The sequence below is a fragment of the Wohlfahrtiimonas populi genome, from assembly GCF_002006795.1.
In the GTDB taxonomy this organism is placed as follows: Bacteria; Pseudomonadota; Gammaproteobacteria; order Cardiobacteriales; family Wohlfahrtiimonadaceae; genus Wohlfahrtiimonas; species Wohlfahrtiimonas populi.
The window spans coordinates 86,204-103,168 of record NZ_MVDN01000004.1 but is presented as its reverse complement, the minus strand read 5'-3'; the positions used below and the strand labels follow the sequence as shown (position 1 = coordinate 103,168).

The 16,965-nt window shown below is 38.9% G+C and carries 14 protein-coding genes and 1 pseudogene; 12 read left to right on the top strand and 3 right to left on the bottom strand.

Annotation, left to right across the window (positions count from 1 at the left end; translation table 11 throughout):
* Window positions 1-3,078, top strand: coding sequence for a MexW/MexI family multidrug efflux RND transporter permease subunit (locus tag BZK16_RS06235; protein WP_077928188.1), 3,078 nt, complete (start codon window positions 1-3; stop codon window positions 3,076-3,078).
* A gap of 164 nt (window positions 3,079-3,242) precedes the next feature.
* Window positions 3,243-3,836, top strand: coding sequence for a hypothetical protein (locus tag BZK16_RS06230; protein ID WP_077928040.1), 594 nt, complete (start codon window positions 3,243-3,245; stop codon window positions 3,834-3,836).
* A gap of 76 nt (window positions 3,837-3,912) precedes the next feature.
* Here the strand turns inward: BZK16_RS06230 and rbsK are convergent, their stop codons facing one another.
* Window positions 3,913-4,839 (bottom strand): ribokinase, encoded by a 927-nt coding sequence (rbsK, locus tag BZK16_RS06225; RefSeq protein WP_077928039.1) that lies wholly within the window; start codon window positions 4,837-4,839, stop codon window positions 3,913-3,915.
* A 150-nt stretch (window positions 4,840-4,989) separates the two neighbouring features.
* Here rbsK and BZK16_RS06220 point away from each other — a divergent pair, with 150 nt between their 5' ends.
* The 3 genes from BZK16_RS06220 (at window position 4,990) to BZK16_RS06210 (ending at window position 7,747) form a co-directional block, all read left to right on the top strand.
* A complete protein-coding gene (locus tag BZK16_RS06220; RefSeq protein ID WP_077928038.1) occupies window positions 4,990-6,072 on the top strand; it encodes a linear amide C-N hydrolase in 1,083 nt (360 codons plus the stop codon).
* Window positions 6,073-6,137: 65 nt separating this feature from the next.
* The gene (locus tag BZK16_RS06215; RefSeq protein ID WP_077928037.1) at window positions 6,138-6,908 is read left to right on the top strand and encodes a hypothetical protein; all 771 of its coding nucleotides are present in this window, start codon (window positions 6,138-6,140) and stop codon (window positions 6,906-6,908) included.
* 74 nt (window positions 6,909-6,982) lie between these two features.
* The gene (locus BZK16_RS06210; RefSeq protein WP_077928036.1) at window positions 6,983-7,747 is read left to right on the top strand and encodes a transglycosylase SLT domain-containing protein; all 765 of its coding nucleotides are present in this window, start codon (window positions 6,983-6,985) and stop codon (window positions 7,745-7,747) included.
* Here BZK16_RS06210 and BZK16_RS06205 read toward each other — a convergent pair.
* Window positions 7,728-8,411 (bottom strand): HAD family hydrolase, encoded by a 684-nt coding sequence (locus BZK16_RS06205; RefSeq protein ID WP_077928035.1) that lies wholly within the window; start codon window positions 8,409-8,411, stop codon window positions 7,728-7,730. The genes BZK16_RS06210 and BZK16_RS06205 overlap by 20 nt on opposite strands.
* A 164-nt stretch (window positions 8,412-8,575) precedes the next feature.
* Here BZK16_RS06205 and ugpB (BZK16_RS06200) point away from each other — a divergent pair, with 164 nt between their 5' ends.
* The 7 genes and pseudogenes from ugpB (BZK16_RS06200) (at window position 8,576) to BZK16_RS06170 (ending at window position 15,706) form a co-directional block, all read left to right on the top strand.
* Entirely contained in the window at window positions 8,576-9,883 is a 1,308-nt protein-coding gene (gene ugpB, locus BZK16_RS06200; protein WP_077928187.1) for a sn-glycerol-3-phosphate ABC transporter substrate-binding protein UgpB, read from the top strand.
* A gap of 363 nt (window positions 9,884-10,246) precedes the next feature.
* Window positions 10,247-11,557, top strand: coding sequence for a sn-glycerol-3-phosphate ABC transporter substrate-binding protein UgpB (gene ugpB / locus BZK16_RS06195; RefSeq protein WP_077928186.1), 1,311 nt, complete (start codon window positions 10,247-10,249; stop codon window positions 11,555-11,557).
* Window positions 11,558-12,196: 639 nt separating this feature from the next.
* Window positions 12,197-12,772, top strand: a pseudogene (locus BZK16_RS06190) (ABC transporter permease subunit); the annotation flags it as partial.
* Window positions 12,772-13,614, top strand: a complete 843-nt coding sequence (gene ugpE, locus BZK16_RS06185) for a sn-glycerol-3-phosphate ABC transporter permease UgpE (RefSeq protein WP_077928034.1) — start codon at window positions 12,772-12,774, stop codon at window positions 13,612-13,614. The pseudogene BZK16_RS06190 and the gene ugpE, both read left to right, overlap by 1 nt.
* A 19-nt stretch (window positions 13,615-13,633) precedes the next feature.
* Window positions 13,634-14,731, top strand: coding sequence for an ABC transporter ATP-binding protein (locus tag BZK16_RS06180; protein WP_077928033.1), 1,098 nt, complete (start codon window positions 13,634-13,636; stop codon window positions 14,729-14,731).
* A gap of 26 nt (window positions 14,732-14,757) precedes the next feature.
* Window positions 14,758-15,174, top strand: a complete 417-nt coding sequence (locus BZK16_RS06175; RefSeq protein ID WP_077928032.1) for a glycerophosphodiester phosphodiesterase family protein — start codon at window positions 14,758-14,760, stop codon at window positions 15,172-15,174.
* Window positions 15,092-15,706 carry a glycerophosphodiester phosphodiesterase family protein gene (locus BZK16_RS06170; protein WP_077928031.1) on the top strand — a complete coding sequence of 205 codons (615 nt, stop codon included), beginning with the start codon at window positions 15,092-15,094 and terminating at the stop codon, window positions 15,704-15,706. Before BZK16_RS06175 ends, BZK16_RS06170 begins: the two co-directional genes overlap by 83 nt.
* Window positions 15,707-15,782: 76 nt before the next feature.
* Here BZK16_RS06170 and BZK16_RS06165 read toward each other — a convergent pair whose 3' ends face one another.
* Entirely contained in the window at window positions 15,783-16,889 is a 1,107-nt protein-coding gene (locus BZK16_RS06165; protein ID WP_077928030.1) for a YkvI family membrane protein, read from the bottom strand.
* Between the last annotated feature and the right edge of the window lie 76 nt (window positions 16,890-16,965).

Genomic DNA, 16,965 nt, shown 5'->3' with positions numbered 1-16,965 from the left:
ATGCGCTTTACAGATATATTTATTCGCCGCCCAGTTTTAGCTCTGGTGGTGAGTGCACTCTTTTTGATGGTGGGTTTATTTTCATTGATGAAATTACCAATTCGAGAATATCCAATGCTCGAAACTTCCACCATTACGATTTCCACGCAATATTCTGGGGCAACTGCTGATTTGATGCAAGGCTTTGTCACACAGCCCATTGCACAAGTAATAGCATCTGTGGAAGGGATTGATTACTTAACATCAAGCTCAACAGATGGCACAAGTTTAATCACTGTGCGCATGAAGCTGAATGCTAACTCCACAGAAGCCTTGACGGAAATTATGGCGAAAGTGAATGAGGTTCGTTATAAATTGCCACAAGAAGCTTATGATCCTGTGATTGAGCGTTCTGCGGGTGATTCTACTGCAGTTGCTTATGTTGGGTTTGCGAGTGAAACATTGCCTGCGGCGGAATTAACGGAATATATTAGTCGTGTTGTAGAGCCAATTTTCACAAGCATTGAAGGCGTTGCTAAAATCCAAATTTATGGTGGGCAATCACTCGCAATGCGCTTATGGATCGATACTGATTTATTGGCTGGGAAAGGCTTAACTGCTCATGATGTTGCCAATGCAATTCGTGCCAATAACTATCAATCGGCACCAGGTCGAGTGGATGGGCAATATACAATTACCAATATTCGAGTGAACTCAGATCTAACATCAACACAAGAATTTGAAGAAATGGTTGTGGCAACGCGAGATGATGGCGTTGTTCGCATTAAAGATATTGGTCATGTGGAGTTAACCTCAGCATCTAAATTAACCAGTGGCTTTATGGATGGTAAACCTGCCGTTTATTTGGGCTTCTTTCCTGCGCCAAGTGGTAACCCTTTAGTGATTGTGGATGGTATTAAGCAGTTATTACCGGACATTGAGAAAACATTACCACCAGGTGTTGAAGCAAATTTATCCTTTGAAACCGCGCGATTTATTCAAGCTTCTATTGATGGCGTTGTGCAAACCTTGATAGAAACATTGGTGATCGTCATCATTGTGATTTATCTTTGCTTAGGCTCATTCAGAAGCGTATTGATCCCGATTGCAACGATTCCTTTATCCATGCTCGGTGTTGCTGTGATTATGTTGCTCTCAGGTTTTTCTATTAATTTATTAACATTATTGGCAATGGTACTTGCCATAGGATTAGTGGTGGATGATGCTATTGTGGTGGTGGAAAATATTCATAGGCACATTGATGAAGGGAAAACGCCTGTGATTGCTTCCATCATTGCTGCACGAGAAGTGATTGGGCCCGTAATAGCGATGACGATTACATTGGCAGCAGTGTATGCACCGATTGGTTTCATGGGTGGATTAACAGGTGCATTGTTTAAAGAGTTCGCATTAACGCTCGCAGGTTCTGTATTGATTTCAGGTGTGATTGCATTGGTGTTATCTCCAGTGATGAGCTCATACTTATTGCCACCAAAAGATCATGTGAGCAGAATGGCTGTGTATGCAGAGTATTTCTTCAATAAGTTAATGTATGTTTATGGCAAAGCATTGGCGGTTGTATTGCGATTTCGTTATGTGGTTTATGCAGTGATGACATTGATCGTTATGAGTTTGCCATTCTTATACACATTGCCTCAGAAAGAGCTTGCGCCGATGGAAGATCAAGCGAATTTGTTAACAGCTGTAAAAGGCCCACAACATGTGAACTTAGATTACACAGAACGCTTCAATATGAAGCTAGATGACATTTTTACAACAATTCCAGAGATGGAGAGCCGTTGGATCATCAATGGCACAGGCTCACCAGCTTCCAGTATTGGCGGTATTATTTTAACGCCATGGGGCGATCGTGAGCGGAGCGCAGTAGAAGTACAAAGCGAGCTTCAAGGCAAAGTTGGTAGTGTTGAAGGTAACTCTATTTTCGTATTCCAATTACCAGCATTGCCTGGTTCCAGTGGAGGTTTACCTGTGCAGATGGTTTTGCGTTCTCCGCAAGATTATCGTGTGTTGTATGATGCGATGGAAGAGATTAAAGCCAAAGCATGGCAAAGTGGCTTGTTTGTTGTGGTGGATAGTGATCTGAACTATAACAAACCTGTTGTGGAAGTGAAGATTGATCGCTTAAAAGCTGCAAGCTTAGGGATTTCTTTGCAGGAAATTGGTGATGCTTTAGCCATTTTAGTGGGTGAAAATTATATCAATCGTTTCAGCATGGAAGGCCGGGCTTATGATGTGATTCCACAAAGTCAGCATAATCAACGAATGACACCAGATGTTTTGGGGCAGCATTATGTGCGAAGCCAAAAAGGTGAATTGATTCCATTATCCGCATTGGTTGAAATCAGCATGGATGTGGATGCAAATCAGCTCAAGCAATTCAATCAACAGAATGCCGCGATATTAGAAGCCATTCCTGCACAAGGCGTTTCGATGGGGCAAGCGATTGCATTCTTTGAACAAGTATTGGATGAATTGCCGTCAGAGTTTTCCCATGATTGGCAGTCAGATTCTCGTCAATTTAAGGAAGAAGGCAATGCACTAATCTATGCTTTTGGTGCGGCGATTTTGATCATCTATCTTGTTTTAGCAGCACAATATGAAAGTTTGAAAGATCCATTAATCATTTTAGTGACAGTACCTTTGTCATTGTGTGGTGCCTTATTGCCATTGTCAATGGGCTGGGCAAGCTTGAATATTTATACTCAAATTGGCTTAGTGACATTGATTGGCTTAATCAGTAAACATGGGATATTGATGGTGGAATTTGCCAACAACCTTCAACGTGATGAAGGTTTAGGCAAAAAAGAATCTATTGTGGAAGCAGCTAAGATTCGTTTACGCCCAATCTTAATGACAACAGCAGCATTGGTCTTTGGTTTGATTCCGTTGTTATTCGCAAGTGGTGCAGGTGCACAAAGTCGATTTGGCTTAGGCTTAGTGATCATTGCAGGGATGTTGATTGGTACAATCTTCACACTGTTCATGTTGCCATCGGTTTATATTGCGCTAGGGCGAGATATGAATGCCACACAAAAAACAGTTAGAGAAAGTGAATTAGATAATTATTTTGAAAAATAATTAATATATTTCTTTATATAAAGATTAATCATGAAGTCATGATTAATCTTTTTTATTAAACATAATAAAATAAGACTTTATACATGTGGACTTAAATGTAAATTTTAAGTATATATTAACAACGTTCAATATTGAGCTGTTATTAACCGGTGTAAGGGGTTTATATGCAATTTCATAAGTTATTTGTAGCAGTGAGAGCTGCAGAAGTTAAAGATTTAGAATATTGTTCTTTATTGAGCCATGTCCGAGAGTGCTATGAGAAAGTTTTAGAGGAAGGTAGCAAAGATTCAAAAAGAAGAAAAACAGTTAATCGTTTGATTAATATGTCATTTACAATTAATCCGAATGATTTTGTAGAATTAGTGAATAGTGATAAAGATCCTTTAAGCTTTGATTACATGGCGGATTTCAATCCAACACAAAGAAACGCGATTAATTTATTATTATCGGTTGTTGAAGGCAGTCAAGAAGGCTCTTATTTTAAGAGCTTTTTTGCATTATATATCTGGAAAAGTTTGCTACCAGATGTTCGATTCTATTCTGTCGGCTTAACAGAACGTTTTTATCAGATGGCTGAAGTGAGAAATAACACAGGAAAATGTATTTTTAAGCCTGCTGAACAGATTAGCCAATTGGTTGCTGAAGAGAAAGCAACAGGATATTTTCATTTAGAAGAGTGTGATTATTGTGATGAATCGAAAGCTTTGATCGCAGAAATTGATAAAGCCATCGCATTCATTGTGAAAGATTATGCATAATCCTAATGAAATTAGGTGATAAAAAAGCCTCATATTTTAGTCAATATGAGGCTTTTTGTATGTTTCAGTAATGAAATTAATGATCTGCTAAAAAAGTTTCAATTTCATCTTTCCAAGGAATGGATGGTTGAGCACCTTTTCTTGTCACAGCGATCGCAGCTGCTGCATGGGCTTTTTGAATTGCAGCATTTAGAGTTAAACCTTCTAAAAGTGCCATAATTAATACACCATTGAATGTATCACCTGCTGCGATGGTATCGATGGCTTGCACTTTAAATCCTGAGATTAAAATGCCTTGGTTGTTTTCACTCACCCAAGCACCCATTTTCCCCATGGTAATAATGACAGTTTGAATGCCTTTATCATGCAAAATTTTAGAAGCTTTTTGAGCATTTTCAGTGGAATCCACTTTTACGCCTGTTAAGATTTCCGCTTCTGTTTCATTCGGTGTAATGATATCAATTTGAGATAACAGTTCATCCGATAAAGGCTTTGCAGGCGCAGGGTTTAATGCAACTAACACGCCATGTTTTTTTGCATGTTCTGTTGCCATTTGAATCGTTTCTAATGGAATTTCCAACTGCATCAATAACGCATCGGCTGATTCAATTTCTGCAATGCGCTCTTCTAACATGTCAGGTGTGACATGAGCATTTGCACCGGCATGAATGCCAATCATATTTTCGCCTTCATCATTCACGAAAATTAAAGCCACACCCGTTTTTTCATTTTGCACAATTTTAATCAATGAAGTATCGATGCCATCATTTTTAAATTGTTCTAAAGCTTCCTTACCAAATGGATCATCACCCAAAGCTGTAATAAATTTGATATTGGCACCAGCACGACCTGCTGCAACTGCTTGGTTTGCACCTTTTCCGCCCATGGCAACTTGATATTGGTGTGCACTTAATGTTTCACCGGGCGCTAAAAAATATGGGACATTTAAAATATGATCAATGTTTGTGCTGCCTAATACGACGAGCTTTTTCTGATGAGTCATGATTAATCCATAATTTATATGATAATGAATGTTCAATAATATACCTGATATGATTATTATATGAATAAATTCGTTACAAAGCTGATTATTTCTATAGAATAAAGTCTTTACGATCAAGACTTCATTGAATATATAACAAAGGGTGATGACATGAAAAAATATACACGCCGCTTATTATCAACTGCTGTGATTGCATTAAGCATTGCAGCGATTCCTGTGAGCTTAGCTTGTACTCGCGCAGTTTTTCTAGGTGATAATGATCGTGTGATTACAGGTCGTTCAATGGATTGGAAAGTGGATGTTGGCACTAACTTATGGGTTATGCCGCAAGGCTTGCATCAAAATGGTGGCGCTGGTCCTAACTCTATTGAATGGGTTTCTAAATATGGCAGCGTGATTGCATCAGGTTACGATATTTCTAGTACGGATGGTGTGAATGAAAAAGGTTTAGCAGCTAACTTATTGTGGCTCGTTGAATCAGAGTATCCAGAGCCAACGAAAGATAAAAAAATGCTGTCCATTTCTGCTTGGGCACAATATGTATTGGATAACTTTGCAACGGTAAAAGAAGCTGTAGATGCATTATCTAAAGAAGAATTCATTGTCGTCACAGATAAAGTGCCAGGTGAAACACGCAATGCAACATTGCATCTGTCCATTTCAGATGCAACGGGCGATAGCGCAATCATTGAGTACATCAAAGGTAAGCAAGTGATTCATCATGATCGTAAATATCAAGTGATGACAAACTCACCAACATTTGATGAACAGTTAGCATTGAATACATATTGGCAGCAAATTGGTGGCACAGTGATGTTACCAGGCACAAACCGTGCGGCAGATCGTTTTACTCGTGCAGATTTCTACATCAATGCCATTCCAAAAGATAAAGATATGCGCACATCCGTTGCAAGTGTATTCAGCGTGATTCGTAACGTATCTGTGCCATTTGGTATTGTGACAGAATCAGAGCCAAATATCTCTTCAACACGCTGGCGTACAGTTGTGGACCATAAAGATCTACTCTATTTCTTTGAATCAGCATTAACACCGAATACTTTCTGGGTGGATTTGAAGAAAATCGACTTTAGCCCAAAAACAGGCAAAGTGATGAAATTGGATTTGGGTGCAGATCAAAAGAACATCTTCTCGGGCGATGCAACAGCAAGCTTTAAAGAAGCAAAACTCTTTAAGTTTGAAGGTATCAACCAAGAAGCAAATCTTTTCGATTGATTTTTTACTAAAATCACAGACAATAAAGCGCCTTAGGGCGCTTTTTATATGATTGAGGTTTTTAGATGATTGCACGTTTAACCGCTGTTTTATTGTTGTCTTTGAGTGTGAGCTTAGCGAATATCACGATTCCTGACGCGACATTGAAGGATATTGCAGGCAAAATTTATCGCAATGAAACAGGGGGTAAACGAGAAAATCTCGTGGTTTGGAACAATGGTGAAAACTTCCCATCATTAGGGATTGGGCATTTCATTTGGTACAAATATAAAGAGCCTGAGCGCTTTGAAGAAAGCTTTCCATTATTGGTGGAGTTTTATAAATCTAAAAAGATAGCACTGCCTAAAATCTTACGCATGTATCGTTATGCACCTTGGAAAACTCAGGCTGAGTTTTTAGCTGCTAAGCAAAATGACCAAGAATTTAAGGATTTAGAAAGTTTTTTGTATAACACACAATCCGTACAAATTGAATTCATTGCTAATCGTTTGCATGCATCTTTACCAAAGATTTTAGCGCACACAAAACAATCTAAGAAAGTAGAGCAAAACTTTAATGCATTGTTGAATCATCCTGTGGGTTTATATGCGTTGATTGATTACATTAACTTCAAAGGTGAAGGCATTAATGAGAATGAGCGCTATCAAGGGCAAGGCTGGGGTTTGTTGCAAGTCCTTGAAAATATGAATGATCAAACAACAAAAAAAGATTTAATGCTCAGTTTTAGAAATTCTGCTAAAGAAATCTTAACAAATCGTGTGAACAATTCTCCAAAAGAACGTAATGAAGAGCGTTGGTTGCCAGGGTGGAAAAATAGGGTGGAAACATATTTGTAAATAAGTTTCATTTTAGCTGAACTATTTGTTTTTGTTGCTATACTTCAAGCTTGTTCTCTAAAAGTGCGAGCTGCATGACTTTAAAATTCATCCGACAATACATTAGAACCATCGGTACAATCGTTTTAACGTTCTCTAGCGTAACGTTTTACGGTTTATCATTTAGAGAATCTGACGAGCCAGAAAGTGCTCAATTTGATATTTTGCATCCCAGTGAGCAACACTTAAATTTAATGCCAGAGTTGGCAGATGTTTGGGGATTATCGCGTGATTTAACCATCTTCACGGATGATGAACTAGAACGCTGGCGTAGCATGGCAGAAAATATTCAATATCATAATGATATTCGCCGTCATAAACGCCAAAAGATGACCAAATATTTAGTGAATAACTATGATGTTCAAGAGCGTGAAGCGCGTGTTTTAGTCAGAAGTGCGGATAGTAATGCCCGCAAATACAAAATTGATTTAGAGTTATTAATGGCGATCATCTTTGTGGAATCTACCTATAAAGTCACCGCGCAAAGTAATCAAGGCGCCATTGGTTTAATGCAAGTTGTGCCTAAATGGCATTTGGATAAAATTGAACAATATGGCGATGTGAGTGTTCTATACGATATCCGTGCCAATATTGCGATCGGCACAGAAATTCTCATGGAATATCTTGAAAAAGAAGGGAATATTCGCCAAGCTTTGCACCGTTACAATGGCAGCAAAGATGATAAAACCTTGAAATATTCCAATCGAGTATTGAAGAAATATAGTGAGTTAAAAGCGCATAATCACATGGAAGATGCTCAGCTCAATTATAACTTCGATATTATCGCACCAGCAGCTTAGTAAATTCGAAAATTGGCCAATCATTGGCTTCAGCAACGCTTCGTAATGAATCATCAGGATTCACGACATTTGGGTAAGCTACGATTTCTAATAATGGCAGATCATTGCTGGAATCGCTGTAGAAATAACTGTGCTGTAGCGCAGTTTCTATGGTGATATTGTGTTGAGTTAAATAATCTTTAAAGACAGCAACTTTACCAGCTTGATAAGGAATTAAGCCTTGAATTTTCCCTGTGTGATAGCCATTTTCTTCAGTAACTTCAATGCCAAAGAATTTTTCCACATTGAAGCATGTGCGAGCAATCTCTTCCACAAAAATGCGTGGCGAAGCTGAGATGATGATCACATCATCACTATTATCGTAATGTTCTTGGATTAATCGCAATCCTGCTTGATAAACGATAGGCAAAATTTTAGCGCGCACAAATTGAGCCACCAATGCTTGCACTTCATTGGTTGGTAAATAAGTAATTGGCGCAAAAACATGATCCATACAATCTTGTTGGTCGAATGTTTTGGCTTTATAAGCGTCCATCAAGCGAATTTCTTCTTGCAGGAATGCATCAACATCTTCTACTAATCCCTGTTCACAGAGCCATTGGCACCATAATGTCACGCAATCACCGTGGATTAAGGTTTCATCTAAATCAAATATTGCGATCATAATTAAGCACCTTTTTATAAGAGTTTTGAGGGAAGTATAGGATATCTTTATGACAAATCTATGACCCTGAAGAAAAATGCTCACTGTAATTTTTCTGTCACAATTAGTTCTTATAATTCAGCCATGAGTCATCACTAACTGAAGGGAATCTCATGGTCACAAAAATGAAAAAACTAGCAATAGCAACATTGGTTGGCGTGAATGTATTATCAGCTTCGGCATTGGCACAAACAGAAATTCAATGGTGGCATGCTATGGATGGCGCTTTGAATGATTGGGTGGTGGATTTGGCAGATGGCTTCAATGCTAGCCAAAAAGATTACAAAGTTGTGCCTGTTTATAAAGGTAACTATGATCAATCCATGACAGCAGGCGTTGCAGCAGTTCGTTCAGGTAATGCACCAGATATCCTTCAAGTATTTGAAGTGGGTACGGCTTCCATGATCTACGCAGATGGTGTGATCAAATCTGTCTCTGAAATGATGGAAGAGAATAATATGCCATTGGATATAGATGCTTATATTCCAGCAGTTGCGAGCTATTACACAGCGCCGAATGGTAAATTGTTATCGTTGCCATTTAACAGCTCCACAACTGTGATGTATTACAATAAAGACGCGTTCAAAAAAGCAGGCTTGGATCCAGAAGCACCACCTAAAACATGGGAAGAGATTCGTACAGCAACAGAAGCTTTAAAAGCATCTGGTAGTAAATGCCCAATGACGACAACATGGTTTGGTTGGACGCAGTTAGAAAGCTTTTCATCATGGCACAACGTGCCAGTTGCCACGAAGAATAACGGTTTTGATGGCTTAGATGTAGAGCTTTTATTGAATAGCCCATTACAAGTTCGCCATTTAGAAAACTTGAGCGATATGGCAAAGAATGGCTTATTTGTTTATAAAGGCAGAGCAGATGCTGGCTCACCAGCTTTTGTTTCAGGTGAATGTGCAATTACGTTTGGTTCATCAGGCGCTTATTCTGGCATTAAACGCGATGCAAAATTCGATTTTGCTGAAACAACATTGCCTTATTATGATGATGTGGAAGGCGCACCACAAAATACAGTGATTGGCGGTGCAACTTTGTGGGTATTGAATGGCAAGCCTGCTGAAAATTATAAAGGTGTAGCGAAGTTCTTTGAATACATTTCTCAACCGAAAATCGCAGCACAAAGCCACATGAGAACAGGTTATTTACCTGTGACGAAAGAGGCTTTTGAGATCACAGAAAAAACTGGTTTCTATGATGAAAACCCAGGTGCTGATGTGCCAGTTGAACAGATGATTCGCCAAGCGACAGATAATACACGTGGTATTCGTTTAGGCAATATGTTACAAATCCGTACGATCATGGATGAAGAAACAGAACAAGTGTGGACAGGCAAACAAACACCAAAACAAGCTTTGGATAATGTGGTAGAGCGCGGTAATGCATTATTGAAGCGCTTTGAACGCACAAATAGCAAATAAATATGTAGGCATAAAAGAGAATGCTCAATGGCTTCATTGGGCATTTTTGTTTTTTCTTACTTTATGGCTACAATGAAAAGCCTATATGGATTGAAATATTTGAGAATATTTCGGATGATCTCTTATAGAGATTGAAGTTTGTGAATAATATGTAGTAATTTTGGCATGGCAATTTCAATTAAGTCATTAAAAATAATTGATGGATAACAATAGATTGTGTGAGTGTTATTTAATTTAAATCGCGATATATTGAGCAAATGGTATGCTCTTGTTGTTTGGGCTATTTATAGTCAGGAAAGCAGTGCTAGAAAGTTATATTATATGCTCGTTAATTAAAGTAAAAATAAAGGGAGTTTGATGACTATGAAACTGAAGAAGATTGCATTGGCAACGATTTTAGGTGCGGGTACTTTGATGTCTGCATCATATGCACAAACAGAAATTCAATGGTGGCATTCAATGAATGGTGCTTTGAATGATTGGGTGAATGATTTAGCGAAAGAGTTCAACGAAAGTCAAACAGATTATAAAGTTGTGCCAGTATTTAAAGGTGACTATGAGCAATCAATGACAGCAGGTATTGCTGCGATTCGTTCAGGCAATGCACCAGACATTCTTCAAGTTTTTGAAGTGGGCACAGCATCTATGATTTACTCAAAAGGTGTGACTAAATCAGTTTCTGAAATCATGAAAGAGAATGATATTCCTTTTGATATCAATGCTTATATTCCAGCAGTTGCAGGTTATTATGCATCACCTGAAGGTGATTTATTATCATTACCATTCAACAGTTCAACGACTGTAATGTATTACAACAAAGATGAATTCAAAAAAGCAGGTTTAGATCCTGATAAAGCACCGAAAACTTGGAAAGAAGTGCGTGCAGCAACTGAAGCGTTGAAAGCATCAGGCAGCAAATGCCCAATGACAATTTCTTGGATGGGCTGGACACAATTAGAAAGCTTCTCAGCATGGCATAACGTCCCTTATTCAACGAAAAATAATGGTTTTGGCGGAATGGATGCAGAATTACAATTCAACTCACCTTTACATGTTAAGCACTTTGAAAACTTGAGTGATATGGCGAAAAATGGTTTGTTTGTTTATAAAGGCCGTTCTGTTGCATCTCAGCCTACATTTTTATCAGGCGAATGTGCGATCTTCATGGGATCTTCGGGCTTCTATTCAGGTTTAAAACGTGATGCAAAATTCGATTTTGCTGAAACAACATTACCTTATTATGATGATGTAGAAGGCGCACCACAAAATACAGTGATTGGCGGTGCAAGCTTGTGGGTATTGAATGGTAAACCTGCTGAAAACTATAAAGGTGTGGCTAAATTCTTTGAATTTATCTCTCAACCCGAAAGAGCAGCGCAAAGCCATATGAGAACTGGCTATTTACCAATCACAAAAGAAGCATTTGAAATCACTGAAAAAACTGGTTTCTACAACGAAAATCCAGGTGCAGATGTTCCAGTACAACAGATGATTCGTGATACAAACGATAATACTCGCGGTTTACGTTTAGGTAACATGTTACAAATCCGCACAATCGTGGATGAAGAAACAGAGCAAGTTTGGACAGGTAAAAAATCTCCAAAAGATGCATTGGATAGCGCAGTAGAGCGTGGTAATGCATTGCTAAAACGTTTTGAACGAGTAAATAAATAGCATTGATTGAGAAGTGAAGGGCAGCGCTCTTCACTTCTTTTTTATTTGTTTCTAATCAAAGGCTGTTTTATGAAATTATATTTTAAACATTATCGTGTATTGCCGTGGCTATTGATCTTGCCGCAGTTGGCAATCATCGCAATATTCTTCTATTGGCCAGCAGGACAAGCGCTGGTGCAAAGCTTTCAGATGGAAGATATTTTCGGTACAGCTCGTGAATGGGTTGGCTTAGAAAACTTCAAAGTACTGTTTGCAGATAAAACATATAAAGAATCCATCTATACAACGCTATATTTCTCTTTCTGGGTGACATTATTAGGATTAGGTTTATCGCTGTTTTTAGCCTTCTTTATGCAAAAGGTTGTTAGAGCGTCGTTGTTCTATCGCACAGCATTAATTCTACCTTATGCTGTTTCGCCAATTATCGTTGGCGTATTGTGGACATTCATGTTCGCACCTTCATTCGGGATTGTGTCATATTGGCTCGGCAAAATGGGCATTAACTGGAATCACCAATTGAATGCAGATCAAGCGATGTGGCTTGTGATCATTGCATCCATTTGGAAGCAAATTTCCTATAACTTTTTATTCTTCTTTGCAGGCTTACAAGCANTCTTTATGCAAAAGGTTGTTAGAGCGTCGTTGTTCTATCGCACAGCATTAATTCTACCTTATGCTGTTTCGCCAATTATCGTTGGCGTATTGTGGACATTCATGTTCGCACCTTCATTCGGGATTGTGTCATATTGGCTCGGCAAAATGGGCATTAACTGGAATCACCAATTGAATGCAGATCAAGCGATGTGGCTTGTGATCATTGCATCCATTTGGAAGCAAATTTCCTATAACTTTTTATTCTTCTTTGCAGGCTTACAAGCAATACCAAAATCATTGATGGAAGCTGCAGCGATTGATGGTGCTGGACCTTGGCGTAGATTTTTCTCCATCCAATTTCCATTATTGTGGCCAACAACATTCTTCTTATGTGTGATCAACGTTGTGTATGTATTCTTCGATACTTTTGCCATCATCGATGCATTAACGCAAGGTGGACCAGGTAAAGCAACTTCAACATTGGTTTATCGCATTTACTTCGATGGCTTTAAAGCGATGGATTATGGTGGTTCTGCAGCGCAATCAGTTGTATTGATGGGCTTTGTATTATTGCTGACGATCGTTCAGTTCCGTTTCATTGATCGTAAGGGGAATCAATAATGATAGAGAATCGTCCTGGGTTAAAATTTTTATCCCATTTCTTTTTAATCGTGGCTGTATTGCTCGTATGTTTCCCAATCTATTTGGCATTTGTGGCATCCACACAAACAGCACAAGATGTTGTGAATGTACCATTGTCATTGGTGCCAGGTGATCAATTCTGGGCAAACTATTCGAAAGCATTATCAGGCGGTGAAGGCACATCCATCTCTGCATCTCGCATGTTGTGGGTCACAATTGTGATGACGTTGATCATCGCGATTGGCAAAATTGCGATCTCTTTGATTTCAGCATTTGCAATTGTATACTTTAGATTCCCATTTCGCATGCTGTTATTTTGGATCATCTTCATTACGTTAATGTTGCCTGTGGAAGTTCGTATCATCCCAACGTTTGATGTTGTGGCGAACTTAAAAATGTTGAATAGCTATGCGGGTTTAACTATTCCATTGATTGCATCTGCAACAGCGACTTTCTTGTTTAGGCAGTTTTTTATCACAGTGCCTGATGAATTGCTTGAAGCTGCACGCATTGATGGTGCTGGCGCAATGCGATTCTTCAAAGATATTTTATTGCCGTTATCAATCCCGACAGTTGCATCATTATTCGTGATTCAGTTCATCTATGGTTGGAACCAATATTTATGGCCATTATTGATGGCAACAAAAGAAAATATGTTCCCGCTCGCAGTTGGCTTGCGCCAAATGATGGGTAATGGTGATGTTGCGGTAGACTGGAATATTGTCATGGCAACGGTTGTATTGATGTTGATCCCGCCAATGTTAGTCATCTTATTGATGCAAAAATGGTTGGTGAAAGGCTTGATTGACAGCGAGAAATAGATAAAGGAAACACAAAATTATGGCAACAGTTCAGTTAAAAAACATTACAAAACATTATGGTTCAGCAAGAAAGCCTGGGCCATTGATCCTCAAAGGGATCGATATTGATATTAAAGATGGTGAATTCATCGTTGTGGTTGGACCATCGGGTTGCGGTAAATCAACATTATTACGTGTAATTGCAGGCTTAGAAACAAGTTCAGGTGGTGAAATCCACATTGGTGATAAAGATGTGACAAAGCTAGAGCCAGCACAACGTGATATTGCGATGGTTTTCCAAAACTATGCTTTGTATCCGCACATGTCTGTCCGTGAAAATATGGCTTATGGCGTTAAATTAGCGAAAATGCCGAAAGATGAAATTGAGCGCCGTATTCAAGATACAGCAAAGATGCTTGATATTGAGCAGCACTTGGATAAAAAGCCAAACCAATTATCAGGTGGGCAAAGGCAGCGTGTTGCAATGGGGCGCGCAATTGTACGTAAGCCAAAGCTATTCTTATTCGATGAGCCGTTGTCTAACTTGGATGCAAAATTAAGAACATCTACGCGTTTAGAAATTCGCCGTCGTCATAATGAAATTGGCATTACATCTTTATATGTAACGCATGATCAAACTGAAGCGATGACACTAGCTGATCGCATTATCATCATGAATGGCGGTGTGGTTGAGCAATTTGGCACGCCAAGTGAAATTTTCCATTCACCAGCATCGACATTTGTTGCAAACTTCATGGGTTCGCCTGCGATGAACTTATTGAATGTTGTGGTTCGTGATGGCAAAACTTGGTTGGGTGAAACAGAATTAAAAGGCATTACATTGCCAGAAACAATTCGTAATAGTGCACAAAAAGAGTGGATTCTAGGGATCCGCCCTGAGCATATTGTGATCGTGTCTGAAAGCACAGATAACAGTTGGGATGTGACGTTATCATTGGCAGAAACTCTGGGCTCAGAGCAGTTGTTATATACGAATTTAGGCAAAATTTCTTTGACGATTCGCACAGAAGATTCACGCTATTCTGAAAACAAATATCAACGCAATCAGACTTTCCACATCGAGCCAAAACTCGAAGAAGTGTTATGGTTTGATGCGATAACACAAAAACGTATTTAGACAATCGTTCAGCGAAAGGAGCTAACATGTCAACTTATCCTTATCCCAACTTGATCGCACACCGTGGCGCGGGTAAAGATGCACCTGAGAATACATTGGCGGCATTTAGATTAGGTACAGAGAATGGTTACAAGATGTTTGAGTGTGATGTGAAATTATCGAAAGATAAAGAGCTGTTCTTGCATCATGATGATGTATTGGAACGCACGACAAATGGCAAGGGATTAGCGAAGCATCATACTTGGAATGAATTATCGAAGTTAGATGCGGGTAGTTGGCATTCAGCGCATTATGCGGGTGAAGCTTTGGCATGCTTTGAGCAATTGGTGGATTTTGTGATTGCCAATAAGTTTCAGCTAGATGTGGAAATTAAGCCCAATCCCAATGAAGATTATGANCACGACAAATGGCAAGGGATTAGCGAAGCATCATACTTGGAATGAATTATCGAAGTTAGATGCGGGTAGTTGGCATTCAGCGCATTATGCGGGTGAAGCTTTGGCATGCTTTGAGCAATTGGTGGATTTTGTGATTGCCAATAAGTTTCAGCTAGATGTGGAAATTAAGCCCAATCCCAATGAAGATTATGAAACAGGCGTGGCAACGGCTAAATTTTTAGAAGCAAAATGCCCATTTGGTACGGGGGCTTATCCGTTTTTATTATCATCATTTCAACCTGAATCTTTAAAAGGTGCGATGGATGCAGTGCCTGCGATTCCGCGCGCGTTGTTGGTGGATGATTGGGAAGGCGATGTGGATAAATTTTTTCAAATTTTGGATGATACCGCATGCATTGGCATCATCACGAATTACAAAATTTTAACGGAAGAGATTGTAGAGCGTTGCCATCAATCAGGGCGCTTTGTGATGATTTATACTGCCAATGAACCTGAAGACATTAAACATCTATTTGAAATCGGTGTGGATTCTGTGATTACAGATAATATGAAGATTTTGAAAGACTATACAAGATAGTATTTCCTCAGTAGTACAAAAAAAGCTTTGGTGAAATTCACCAAAGCTTTTTTTGTTATGTGTTGATTAGTCAGTTTTATATAGTTGGTACGCCCAATACTTCAGCATCATCATTTGTATTGTTTTCAGCTGTTTTTGCTACTTTCTTAATTCTGAAAGGTGCAACAACTAAGATCGCGATTAATAACAAACCTAAGTAACCAATCAATGGATAGAAGTAAGCAACTAAGCCTGTGAAGCCTACGAAGCTTGCAATGAAACCTACTAAACCTGTGCCGACTGCGAACATATATGAACGTTTAGTTTGCATTACTGTGAAGCGAGCAACGAAAGCATAGTACATCGCAACACCTGTGTTATAGATCATACCGAATAATACAACTGTCATCATGATGCCTAAAACTGGTGAAATGTCTTGGATGATTTTCAATAATGGTAAGCTCATGTCTTTAACTTCTTTGATGTTTAAGAAGATCGCGTAGTGAGCAATTAAGATTAATACACCAACGCCTAAACCACCTAATAAACCACCCCATTTTGCAATTTTCTCATTTTTCTCACTGCCGCCCATAACTAATGACATACCTGCACCAACTGCAACGTTGAAGGATACATAGTTAATTGCTGAAATGAACCAGTTTGGTAATGAGCTTTTCACTGAAGTTGCGATAGGCTCTAACTCTTCTAAAGGTGCATGGTTTGAGAATAATGTGAATGTACAAATGATTGTTAATGCAATGATTAAGAAAGGTGTGATTGCTGCGATCAATGCAATTACACGTTGAATTGGTAACAATACTGTAGAAACAACTAATACTGTCATAATCAAACTACCTACCCAGTTTGGTGCGCCATATTGTTGGTTCAACATGCTACCTGCGCCTGCAACCATTACAACGCCAACACCAAATAATGTGAAGATGATAATGTAGTCAACTGCAATGCCCATAAATTTACCGCTTAATTTATAGATTGCTTCATCATGTGATTGCGTTTGTAAACGGCTACCCATTTGCATAAGCATCATACCTAAGTATGCGAAAAGGCCTGTTGAGAGGACTGCGCCAGCTGTACCCCAAGTGCCAAAGCTTGTGAAATATTGTAAAATTTCATTCCCAGATGCAAAACCTGCACCCACAATTACGCCAATAAAGGCAAACGCCATTTGTATAATTTTATACATGATTTTCTCCTTGATGATTTATCCCACTTTTGATTATTTTGTAGCTTTTTTGTAAGTACATATAAACCATATTTTT

Coding starts and splice junctions, on each gene's coding strand:
- BZK16_RS06235 (WP_077928188.1), top strand. CDS start 1: ATGCGCTTTACAGATATATTTATTCGCCGCCCAGTTTTAGCTCTGGTG.
- BZK16_RS06230 (WP_077928040.1), top strand. CDS start 3,243: ATGCAATTTCATAAGTTATTTGTAGCAGTGAGAGCTGCAGAAGTTAAA.
- rbsK (WP_077928039.1), bottom strand. CDS start 4,839: ATGACTCATCAGAAAAAGCTCGTCGTATTAGGCAGCACAAACATTGAT.
- BZK16_RS06220 (WP_077928038.1), top strand. CDS start 4,990: ATGAAAAAATATACACGCCGCTTATTATCAACTGCTGTGATTGCATTA.
- BZK16_RS06215 (WP_077928037.1), top strand. CDS start 6,138: ATGATTGCACGTTTAACCGCTGTTTTATTGTTGTCTTTGAGTGTGAGC.
- BZK16_RS06210 (WP_077928036.1), top strand. CDS start 6,983: ATGACTTTAAAATTCATCCGACAATACATTAGAACCATCGGTACAATC.
- BZK16_RS06205 (WP_077928035.1), bottom strand. CDS start 8,411: ATGATCGCAATATTTGATTTAGATGAAACCTTAATCCACGGTGATTGC.
- ugpB (WP_077928187.1), top strand. CDS start 8,576: ATGAAAAAACTAGCAATAGCAACATTGGTTGGCGTGAATGTATTATCA.
- ugpB (WP_077928186.1), top strand. CDS start 10,247: ATGAAACTGAAGAAGATTGCATTGGCAACGATTTTAGGTGCGGGTACT.
- ugpE (WP_077928034.1), top strand. CDS start 12,772: ATGATAGAGAATCGTCCTGGGTTAAAATTTTTATCCCATTTCTTTTTA.
- BZK16_RS06180 (WP_077928033.1), top strand. CDS start 13,634: ATGGCAACAGTTCAGTTAAAAAACATTACAAAACATTATGGTTCAGCA.
- BZK16_RS06165 (WP_077928030.1), bottom strand. CDS start 16,889: ATGTATAAAATTATACAAATGGCGTTTGCCTTTATTGGCGTAATTGTG.